The organism is Massilia sp. CFBP9026 (assembly GCF_034045165.1).
GTDB lineage: Bacteria > Pseudomonadota > Gammaproteobacteria > Burkholderiales > Burkholderiaceae_D > Telluria > Telluria arenae.
The window spans coordinates 237,487-247,413 of sequence record NZ_JAXCWH010000009.1 but is presented as its reverse complement, the minus strand read 5'-3'; the positions used below and the strand labels follow the sequence as shown (position 1 = coordinate 247,413).

The 9,927-nt window shown below is 63.7% G+C and carries 8 protein-coding genes and 1 pseudogene; 6 read left to right on the top strand and 3 right to left on the bottom strand.

The features are described 5' to 3' along the window. The 3 genes and pseudogenes from SOM28_RS21580 to SOM28_RS21570 all read right to left on the bottom strand — a co-directional run. Positions 1-1,103 (bottom strand): annotated as a pseudogene (locus tag SOM28_RS21580) (hypothetical protein); the annotation flags it as partial. A 377-nt stretch (positions 1,104-1,480) separates the two neighbouring features. After that, complete coding sequence (locus SOM28_RS21575) at positions 1,481-2,821, bottom strand: sigma-54 dependent transcriptional regulator (protein WP_320469398.1); 1,341 nt, start codon at positions 2,819-2,821, stop codon at positions 1,481-1,483. A 397-nt stretch (positions 2,822-3,218) separates the two neighbouring features. Further along, positions 3,219-4,187, bottom strand: a complete 969-nt coding sequence (locus tag SOM28_RS21570) for an IS1595 family transposase (RefSeq protein WP_320469397.1) — start codon at positions 4,185-4,187, stop codon at positions 3,219-3,221. 183 nt (positions 4,188-4,370) lie between these two features. Between SOM28_RS21570 and ubiE the strand changes: the two genes are divergently transcribed. The 6 genes from ubiE (at position 4,371) to SOM28_RS21540 (ending at position 9,914) form a co-directional block, all read left to right on the top strand. Beyond that, entirely contained in the window at positions 4,371-5,105 is a 735-nt protein-coding gene (gene ubiE / locus SOM28_RS21565) for a bifunctional demethylmenaquinone methyltransferase/2-methoxy-6-polyprenyl-1,4-benzoquinol methylase UbiE (protein WP_123070098.1), read from the top strand. Positions 5,106-5,127: 22 nt separating this feature from the next. Beyond that, positions 5,128-6,111, top strand: coding sequence for a Tim44 domain-containing protein (locus SOM28_RS21560; protein ID WP_123070099.1), 984 nt, complete (start codon positions 5,128-5,130; stop codon positions 6,109-6,111). A gap of 129 nt (positions 6,112-6,240) precedes the next feature. Continuing rightward, positions 6,241-6,918 carry a ubiquinone biosynthesis accessory factor UbiJ gene (locus tag SOM28_RS21555; RefSeq protein WP_123070100.1) on the top strand — a complete coding sequence of 226 codons (678 nt, stop codon included), beginning with the start codon at positions 6,241-6,243 and terminating at the stop codon, positions 6,916-6,918. Beyond that, the gene (ubiB, locus tag SOM28_RS21550; RefSeq protein WP_320469396.1) at positions 6,915-8,477 is read left to right on the top strand and encodes a ubiquinone biosynthesis regulatory protein kinase UbiB; all 1,563 of its coding nucleotides are present in this window, start codon (positions 6,915-6,917) and stop codon (positions 8,475-8,477) included. Before SOM28_RS21555 ends, ubiB begins: the two co-directional genes overlap by 4 nt. A 434-nt stretch (positions 8,478-8,911) precedes the next feature. Next, positions 8,912-9,241: an FmdB family zinc ribbon protein gene (locus SOM28_RS21545; protein WP_147936680.1), complete on the top strand. Its 330-nt coding sequence runs from the start codon at positions 8,912-8,914 to the stop codon at positions 9,239-9,241. 49 nt (positions 9,242-9,290) lie between these two features. Then, the gene (locus SOM28_RS21540) at positions 9,291-9,914 is read left to right on the top strand and encodes a DUF502 domain-containing protein (RefSeq protein WP_123069695.1); all 624 of its coding nucleotides are present in this window, start codon (positions 9,291-9,293) and stop codon (positions 9,912-9,914) included. The last annotated feature ends 13 nt before the right edge of the window (positions 9,915-9,927 follow it).

Here is a 9,927-nt window from a genome sequence, read left to right as displayed (position 1 = left end):
TAGCCGCCGGCTGCGCCCGCTGCGCCCGCGCCACCGGCCGAGTCGGCCGCGCCGCTCGCGCCGCCTGCGCCGCCGGCTGCGTTGCCGACGGTCGATGCGCCGGTCGATGCGGTGCCGGCAGCAGCGTAGCCGCCTGCGCCGCCAGCCGCGCCAGCTGCGCCCGAAGCCGAGCCGCCAGCTGCGCCGGTGGCCGAGGTCGAGCCGCCGTAGCCCGTGCCGCCGGTCGAGCCGGTGCCGGCTGCGCCGTTGGCGCCGCCGGTGTTCTGGGCGGTGTTGCCGATGTTGCTGATGTTATTGCCCGACACGGTGCCGGTCAGCGAGCTGGTTGCGTTGGCCGACGAGGTGTTGAACGAGTTGGCGACCGACGAGTTGGCGCTGCCACCGTTGTTGGCGGCTGCGGCGCCAGCGGCTGCCGCGCGCGAGTCACCCGAGCTGTTGTTCTGGCCCGAGCTGTCCTGGCTACTGTCGTTGGTGGTCGTGGTGTTCGAGGTGATCGTGTCGTTGCTGTCGATCGTCGTGGTGTTGGTGCGGGTGTCCGACTGGGTGTTCGTGTTGGTGTTGGTCGCGGTACGGTTGTCCGAATTGTCCACCTGGTTGTTGTTGTTGGTCGTGTTGGTGCTGTTGTTGTTCTGCTGGCTGTTGTTGTTTTGCTGGCTGTTGTTGTTGGCCTGGCTGTTGTTGGTGTTGGTCGTCGTGTTGGTGCTGGTCGACTGGTTGTTGCTGTCCGAGGTGTTGGTGCTGCTGTTGTTGGCCTGGCTGTTGTCGGTGTTGGTGCTGGTGTTCGTATTCGTGTTCGTGTTGGTAGCCTGGTTGTTGCTGTTGGCCTGGCTGTTGTTGGTGCTGGTCGAAGTATTCGTGTTCGTGTTGGTGTTCGTGTTGGTGTTCGTCGCCTGGTTGTTGCTGTTCGAGCTGTCGGTGTTGGTCGACGAGTTGGTCGAGGTGTTGCCGCTGTTGCGGGTATCAGTGACGGTGCTGTTGTCGGTGTTGGTGGTCACCGACGAAGACTGGGTATTGCCGCCGCGAACGTCGTTGACGGAATTTTCTTGTGCGTGAGCCATGCTGAATGCCAGGGCGATCGCGGTTGCCAGGATAGTGCGCTTCATTGTTGCTCCCCTAATTGTCACTGAGTTGAATTCCCGGGGTCCCATGACGCCCGGTCCAACCTCCTATTAGCAGTTCCCATGCCAGCAGCATGTCGTTTTTGCAAGCCCTTGATTATGTAGGACTATTTTGATGAGTTCTGGCGGGATTAACGGGCGAAATGAAGCGGAACAATAGCTAAAGAACAAAGTGTCTCAGACCCGTGACAATTTGAACAAAAAGCCCATGAAACTGTATCGAAATGTCACTTTATGCGGGTTGTGCAGAGTGAACGGCATTCTGCAGCGCGCTGCCGTATGGCAAGCACGCTGGTAAGAAAAGCCTGTCAAATCAAGGAGGTCGCCGTAGGAAGAGGCCGACGGCAGGGAAGGGCGGGGACTTACGGAGAAATCGCGTGCTTGGCCATCAGGCGATACAGTGTCATGCGCGAGACACCCAGCTCGCGCGCGGCCTGGCTGATGTTGTTGCCGCTGCGCGCCAGGCTCTCGCCGATGGCGGTGCGCTCGGCCGACAGGCGCGAACTACCGAGGCCTTCCTTGACCGGGCAGATCGGTCCGGCGCTGGGCAGGTCGAGGTCTTCCGGCATGATCAGCCGTTGTTCTGCGAGCACCATGGCGCGCCGCACCCGGTTGATGAGTTCGCGCACATTGCCCGGCCACTCGTAGCGCGCCATCGCCAGCAGCGCTTCGCGGCTCACGCCCTTCAGTTGCGGGCTGCGTTCGGCCGCATACTTGTTGAAGATGAGGTCGGTCAGCAGCGGCAAGTCTTCCTTGCGTTCGCGCAGCGGCGGTACCTGGATCGGGAACACGCTGAGGCGGTAGTACAAGTCTTCGCGGAAGCGCCCCTCGGCCACGGCCTGCGGCAGGTTGACGTGGGTGGCGGTGATCACGCGCGCATCGACCGCGATGGTGCGGGTGCCGCCAACGCGATAGATCACACGCTCCTGCAGGAAGCGCAGCAGGCTGGCCTGCAGGTCGAGCGGCAGGTCGCCGATCTCGTCCAAAAAGATACTGCCGCCGGACGCCGCCTCGAGCAGGCCCTGCTTGTCGCGGGTGGCGCCGGTGAAGGAACCGCGCTCGTGGCCGAACAGCTCGGAGTGGATCAGGGCCGGCGACACCGCCGCGCAATTGATGGCGATGAAGGGACCGCTCGCGCGCTGCGAGCGCAGGTGGACTTCCTGGGCCGCGAGTTCCTTGCCGCTGCCGCTTTCGCCCGAGATCAGCACCGGCGCGTCGATCGCGGCGATCTTGTCGATATGGGCGCGCAGGCGCACGATGGCGCGCGAGGCGCCGTCGATGTGGCTGGCCCGCTCCGACGCCTGGCGCCGGTGCGGCGGCGTGGTCTTGGCCAGCGTCGCCATGCCGTGGGCGTGGCCGAGCGAATGCTTCAGCCGCAGCGCGTCGGCCGGGCGCGTATGGAAATCGACCAAATGGGCGGCGATCAGCTCGCGCAGCGCAGGATGGTCGAGGCGCGGCGCATCGAATACGCCGATCCAGCGCGTGTGGTGGTGCTGGCGCAGGAAGCGTTCGATTTCGGCGTCGCCCGCGCCGTCGCTGCTGTCGAGCAGGAGGCCGACGCCGTAGTGCTGCTGCGACAGGACCTTGCGTGCCGCGGCGATGTTCTCGACCACGCACACATCCCAGCCGGGTAGTTCTCCGTGGCAGGCGCGTGCATGCGCGCTGCCTTCACCCGAAATGCATAAGAGACGTTTTACAGACACCGTTGCCCTCGTTATCACTGGAGCTTTGCCAGTTCGTTGTTATCAGTGTGGGCGCGTCGCGCCTTACGCATCCATGCGGCAACTAATCCCTTGCTGCAGATTGCTGGCGCGAAAAGTATTGTTCCATTAAACCTTAAATGCCATCTTCATGGCGCACAAACATTAATAGAAGTTTAATGACATGTGCAATGGTGAATGTAATGTTTGCTTTTCCTCATAGCAAGGTCGCCAATTTTGTTGGTGGCGTGCTATCGATCTTACCGGCCCCATCTGTGGCCGGGAAGGGATCTCCCGACAATCTCTCGCTGCTGAGCGGCTTGTTAGCGCTGCAGGCGTTGTGCCCGTCCAACAAGGGCGCCTGAACGATGCCATGGCGCAGCAAAAGGCGCTGTCACCGTTACCTGTTGATGACCCCGAATGCAATACGCAGCAATTGCTCGACAGAAGTGACTCGGCCGCCATCGATCGCCCAATGCCAGCCCAGGTAGTTGGGTAACCAGCGTGACGCCACGCCATGGAAGCGCGCCAGCCATTCCTTGAAGCGCCGGTGATAGGCGTTAACATTTTGAACGTGGATGGCGCCCTCAGCGCCGTTGCGGACGCGTTCGCCCGCACTGAGATTGACGGCCTGGTGGGCGACGCCATGGGCACGGGCGAAGGCGGGATAGGCGGCGTTGGCATCGGTGACCAACAGCGCTTGGGGATCGAGTTTCGGCAGCAAGTGCTTGACCAGCTGGGTCACCTTCAAGGCGCCGCGACCAGTCACGGCGTCGATGGTCTGGCCGCTGCGGTCGCGCGCCACCAAAATGCAGTCGAGATGATGCGAGATGCCACGCAAGGCGGCCCTGCCGCCACGCTTACGCGGCCGGCGATCGAGCGTGCGTGAACCCTTCTGCGATTCGAGCAAGAACGTTTCGTCGGCCTCGACGATGCCGACCAGGCGCTCGGGCCGGTCGTCCTTGACCCGGTCGAGAAAGCGATGGCGCCAGCGAAAGGTCGTGTTGGGGTGCACGCCGAGCCGCTTGGCCGCAGAGCGGACTGTGCGGGAATCGAGCACCGTGTCCAGATAATCGAGCCACTTGCCCTTGTGCCTGAGCCGCGCCAGTGGCGTGCCGGTCAGGTCGTTGAAGGTACGGCCGCACGCGCAACAGCGATAGCGTTGCAGGTCGTTGGCCTGGCCATGCCGCTGGCAATGCTCGCAGGCGCAATCCGGGCAGCAACGCCCCTTTGACCGGATCTCGCCGATGAGGGCGACCACCCGGTCGAGCCCGGCTGCCGGATGCAGGGCGGCGAGTACCTGCTGACGCTGCGGCTGGTTCAGCAGCTCCAGCTGGGCGAACAATTTCTCAAACTTCGGCGCTTTCATCGTGCGCTCCCGATCGATGACGACCAGGATTGGACCGCGGGTCAGCTCAGCAGTTCAATGCTCATCCATATTTAACGATGACAGCGCCCAGCAAAAAGGCTTCGGCGGCGGCCCGGCCGCCAATGACGCGGCCCGCTGTCGGCCTCCTTGTATAATGCGGCAACACCCAACCGTTTCGCACATATGACCAATACCACTCACTTCGGCTACAAGACTGTCGCCGAGGACCAGAAGGTCCAGGAAGTCGCCAAGGTTTTCCACTCGGTCGCCTCGAAGTACGACGTCATGAACGACTTGATGTCGGCCGGCCTGCACCGCGCCTGGAAGATGTTCACGATCGCCCAGGCCGGCGTGCGTCCCGGCTTCAAGGTGCTCGACATCGCCGGCGGCACCGGCGACCTGGCCAAGGCGTTTGCGAAGCAGGCGGGCAAGACCGGCGAGGTCTGGCTCACCGACATCAACGAGTCGATGCTGCGCGTGGGGCGCGATCGTCTCTTGAATAAAGGGCTTGTCACCCCAACCATGTTGTGTGACGCCGAAAAATTGCCGTTCCCGGACAATTATTTTGACCGGGTCAGCGTCGCCTTCGGGCTGCGCAATATGACCCATAAAGACCAGGCCCTGGCCGAAATGCGCCGGGTGCTCAAGCCGGGCGGCAAGCTGCTGGTGCTGGAATTCTCGAAAGTGATCGCGCCGCTGCAGAAACCGTACGATGTGTATTCGTTCTCGGTGCTGCCGTGGCTGGGCCAGAAGATCGCCGGCGATGCCGAGAGCTATCGCTACCTGGCCGAATCGATCCGCATGCATCCCGACCAGGACACCCTGAAGGGGATGATGCAAGACGCAGGACTGGAGCGGGTCCAGTATTTCAACCTGACGGCGGGTGTGGCCGCATTGCACACCGGTATCAAACTGTAGTTTCACTCTAAGGACGGAGACGATGAAAAAATTCCTGGTCACGACGATGTTGGCAGTCACCGCGTTCGCGATGGTGGCGGACGCCTTCGCCCGACCAATGGGCGGCAAGCGCTCGATCGGACGGCAATCGCAGTCCGTGCAGCAGCAGGGCCCGGCCCCGGCGCCAGCCCAGAGCATGCAGCGCCAGACGCCTAACTCGGCGGCACCGGCTGCCGCCGGCGCAGGCGCCGCGGGCGCGGCTGCCGCCGCCAAGAAACCTAGCATGATGCGCAATATCCTCGGCGGCGCACTGCTGGGCCTGGGCCTGGGCGCGCTGCTGTCGCACCTGGGCATCGGCGGCGCACTGGCCAGCATCATCTCGACCATCCTGATGGTCGCCCTGATCGGCCTGGTGATCATGTTCATCGTGCGCATGGTGCGCCGCAAGGACACGCCGGCCAATCCGGCCGCGGCGACCGCGGGCGGTTTCGGTGGCTTCCAGCCGCCCGCCGCCGGTTCGAACGCCACGCCAGAGATCGGTTCCGGCCTGCGCAACCAGCCAGCCGCTTTCCAGGGCAATGTAGGCCTGGATAAGGGCGCCGCAGCCGGTTTCGGCGGTGCTGCCGCCGCGACCACTTACCAGCAATGGGGCGTGCCGGGCGACTTCGACAGCGAAAGCTTCCTGCGCCATGCGAAATCGTCGTTCATCCGCATGCAGGCGGCCTGGGATCGCGGCGACACCGACGACCTGCGCGAATTCACCGCGCCCGAAGTGTTCGCTGAGCTGAAGATGCAGATCCAGGAACGCGGCGGCGTAGCCGACTACACCGACGTCGTCAACATCGACGCCCAGCTGCTGGGCATCGAGAAGACCGCGACCGACTACCTGGCGAGCGTGCAGTTCAACGCCATGATCCGCAGCGCCAAGGACGCGCTGCCGGAACCGTTCGTCGAAGTCTGGAATATGTCGAAGCCGCTGTCGGGCTCGGGCGGCTGGGTGCTGGCCGGTATCCAGCAGACGAACTAAGCCTTTAGTTTTGACGGAATTATTTTTCGATAAACATTCCGTGTCACCGGGTTTGCGCCCGGCAAACTGGTAAGATCAAAACCGCCCGCATCAACCCGGGCGGTTTTGTTTTTTGAGGGTTGTCCTTTCATGTTTCCTAGTCTTTCCTCACTGTCGCCTCAGCACGCTCTCACGCTGCCCGCGGTCGCCGCGATCAACCACTTGCTGGCCCAGGAAGCCTGGGCCAGGGCCTTGCTCATGCGCCATGCCGGCAAGGACGCCTGCATCGACGCCGGCCTGGCCCGCCTGCGCATGCTGGTCGGACGCGATGGCCTGCTGGAAGCCAGTCAGGGCGATGCCGCGGCCAGCGTCACGATCCGCGTGAAACCGGCCGACCTGCCGCTGATCGCCCAGGACCGCACGCGCGCGCTGTCGTACGTCAAGATCGAGGGCGACGCCGAGTTCGCCAACGTGATCTCGCAGCTGGCCAACGGCCTGCGCTGGGATGCCGAGCACGACCTCGAGCGGGTAGTGGGGCCGCTGGGCGCCCATCGCCTGGTCAAGACCGCGCGCCGCACCGCCGGCGGCGCGACCGAGGCGGGACGGCGCCTGGCCGAGAACCTGGCCGAGTTCCTGGCCGAGGAAAGGCCGGTGCTGGTGCGGCCGGTGCAGCGCGAAGCGTTCGCCGCCGACGTGGTGCGCCTGCGCGACGACGTCGAGCGCACCGCCAAGCGCATAGCAAGACTCGAGCAAAAGCTGGCCCAGCTGGACGCCGCCACACCCTCCATCATATTGACCAGCGCAGACCACCACCCGGATCGTCGATGATATTGAAATTCCTGCGCCTGCTGCGCATCCTCACCGTCTTCACCAGGTACGGCCTGGACGAGATCGCCGTCACCAGCATCAATGCCCCGCGCACCGCGCGCCTGATGAACACCTTCTTCTTCTGGCGCACGATCACCTCGCCGCGCGCGATCCGCCTGCGCCAGGCGCTGGAAGAGCTGGGCCCGATCTTCGTGAAGTTCGGCCAGGTGCTGTCGACCCGGCGCGACCTGGTCCCGCCCGATATCGCCGACGAGCTGGCGCTGCTGCAAGACCGCGTGCCGCCCTTCGGTTCCGACCTGGCGGTGGCCCAGATCACGCGCTCGCTGGGCGCCCATCCCGACCAGCTGTTTGCCCGCTTCGACCGCGAGCCGGTGGCCTCGGCCTCGATCGCCCAGGTCCACTTCGCCCAGCTGAAGGATGGCAAGGAAGTCGCGGTCAAGGTGCTGCGTCCCGGCATGAAGAAGCTGATCGACGAAGACATGGCCCTGATGCGCCTGGCGGCCAGCCTGATCGAGCGCGTGTGGGGAGAGGCGCGGCGCCTGAAGCCGCGCGAGGTCGTGGCCGAATTCGACAAATACCTGCACGACGAGCTGGACCTGATGCGCGAGGCCGCCAATGCCAGCCAGCTGCGCCGCAACTTCGCCGGTTCCGACTTGCTGATGGTGCCCGAGATGTATTGGGACTATTGCTCGAGCAGCGTGATCGTGATGGAGCGCATGTACGGCATCCCGATCTCGCAGATCGACCGCCTGGCCGCCGCCGGCGTCGACCTCAAGAAACTGTCGAGCGATGGCGTGGAGATCTTCTTCACCCAGGTGTTCCGTGACGGCTTCTTCCACGCCGATATGCACCCGGGGAACATCCTGGTCTCGACCGCGCCGGAAACGCTGGGCCGCTATATCGCGCTGGACTTCGGCATCGTCGGCACGCTGAACGATTTCGACAAGGATTACCTGTCGCAAAACTTCCTGGCCTTCTTCCGCCGCGACTACAAGCGCGTGGCCGAGGCCCACATCGAATCGGGCTGGGCGCCCTCGACCACGCGCGTGGACGAGCTGGAGGCCGCGGTGCGCGCCTGCTGCGAACCGATCTTCGACCGTCCGCTGAAAGACATCTCGTTCGGCCAGGTGCTGCTGCGCCTGTTCCAGACCTCGCGCCGCTTCAATGTCGAGGTGCAGCCGCAGCTCGTGCTGCTGCAAAAAACCCTGCTCAATATCGAAGGGCTGGGACGCCAGCTCGATCCCGACCTGGACCTGTGGAAGACCGCCAAGCCGCACCTCGAGCGCTGGATGACGGAACAGGTCGGCTGGAAAGGCCTGACCGACCGCCTGCGCGCCGAAGCGCCGCGCTACGCCCAGATCTTCCCGCAGCTGCCGCGCCTGGTATTCCAGGTGCTGGAGCGCGAATCGAAAGGGCAGATGACGCATCCGCATGGCGGCAGCAGCGACATGCTGGCCATGGTGCTGCTCGAACAGCGCCGCACCAATCGCATGCTGGCGTTTTTGACCTGCATGGCGGCGGGGTTCGGGCTGGGGCTGGTGGCGCTGTATTTGCTGTGATTGGACGCGTGGAAGGCAGAGCCTTCCACCCTACGTGCCTGAGCGGTAGCGTGGACGGCTCCGCCGTCCACGCGTTCACACCACGTTCGCGGAACCGCAGCCCAAAAAGAAAAAGCCCGCAGACGCGGGCTTGGCAAGCTAGTGTTCTTGTACGGACCGCGCTGATGCAGGCATCGCGCAGTCTTCTGTTTCTTCTGGACGGCGGGTGGCAGGAGTTTCCTGCTACCAACATTCGGTGAAGCAGGCCGTATTAAAACATCTGCGCCATCCTTGAGCAAACGAAACACCTGTTGACGATGGTGAAAAACAACATCCTTTCGTGCGCGCTTGCCCATTCGCCGTGTCTGTGCCAGCCGAGGCAGGCCGCAAACGGTTAATTCCCCTGTAAAAGCTTTATAATTCAGGGTTTTGAAGATTTTTGCGGAGCACACAGCATGCCGATTTACGCCTACCGCTGCGAAGAATGCGGTTTTACCAAAGATGTACTGCAAAAGATTTCGGATCCGGTCCTGACCGTGTGCCCGTCCTGCGCCAAGCCGTCCTTCAAGAAACAGGTGACTGCTGCCGGCTTCCAGCTCAAGGGTAGCGGCTGGTACGTGACCGATTTCCGCGGCGGCACGCCGCCCGCTACCGGCACGGCCAATAATGGCAATGGTGCGGCCCCAGCCACGCCGGCCGCGTCGACCGAGGCCAGTACCCCGGCAGCGGCCCCAGCGGCCCCGGCCACGCCGGGCACGTCCGGCGGCGACAAGGGCGGCACCTGATCCGGGCGCGGCTTTGACGCCGCACGCCAACAAGAATAACGGGAATCCGATGCGCAAATATTTCATCACCGGCCTGCTGGTCCTGGTCCCCCTGGTCATTACTGCCTGGGTGCTGAACCTGATCATCAGCACGCTGGACCAGTCGCTGCTGTTCGTGCCTGACGCCTGGCAACCACGCAGCATGTTCGGCATGGACGTGCCGGGCTTCGGCGCGGTGCTGACCCTGGCCATCGTGTTCCTGACCGGCCTCTTGACCAACAACCTGGTCGGCAAGTACATCGTGCGCCTGGGCGAACGCCTGCTCAAGCGGGTGCCGGTGGTCAGCTCGCTGTACGGCAGCGTCAAGCAGGTGTCGGACACGCTGTTCTCGCCGTCGGGCAATGCCTTCCGCCAGGCGGTGCTGGTGCCGTATCCGCATGCCGATTCGTACACCATCGCCTTCCTCACCGGCGCGCCGGGCGGCGAAGTGGCGCGACACCTGGGCGGCGACTACGTCAGCGTCTACGTGCCGACCACCCCGAATCCGACCTCGGGCTTCTTCCTGATGATGGAACGCAGCCGCGTGAAAGAGCTGGACATGACGGTCGATGCGGCATTGAAGTACATCGTCTCGATGGGCGTGGTCGCGCCGGTAGAAGTGCCGTCCAGCGCATCGCCCACGGCGATCAAGTAATACCGAATCAACG

Excerpts from the sequence above, each read along its gene's own strand:
- SOM28_RS21570 (WP_320469397.1), bottom strand. The coding sequence starts at position 4,187 with ATGAAAGCGCCGAAGTTTGAGAAATTGTTCGCCCAGCTGGAGCTGCTG.
- ubiE (WP_123070098.1), top strand. The coding sequence starts at position 4,371 with ATGACCAATACCACTCACTTCGGCTACAAGACTGTCGCCGAGGACCAG.
- SOM28_RS21560 (WP_123070099.1), top strand. The coding sequence starts at position 5,128 with ATGAAAAAATTCCTGGTCACGACGATGTTGGCAGTCACCGCGTTCGCG.
- SOM28_RS21555 (WP_123070100.1), top strand. The coding sequence starts at position 6,241 with ATGTTTCCTAGTCTTTCCTCACTGTCGCCTCAGCACGCTCTCACGCTG.
- ubiB (WP_320469396.1), top strand. The coding sequence starts at position 6,915 with ATGATATTGAAATTCCTGCGCCTGCTGCGCATCCTCACCGTCTTCACC.
- SOM28_RS21545 (WP_147936680.1), top strand. The coding sequence starts at position 8,912 with ATGCCGATTTACGCCTACCGCTGCGAAGAATGCGGTTTTACCAAAGAT.
- SOM28_RS21540 (WP_123069695.1), top strand. The coding sequence starts at position 9,291 with ATGCGCAAATATTTCATCACCGGCCTGCTGGTCCTGGTCCCCCTGGTC.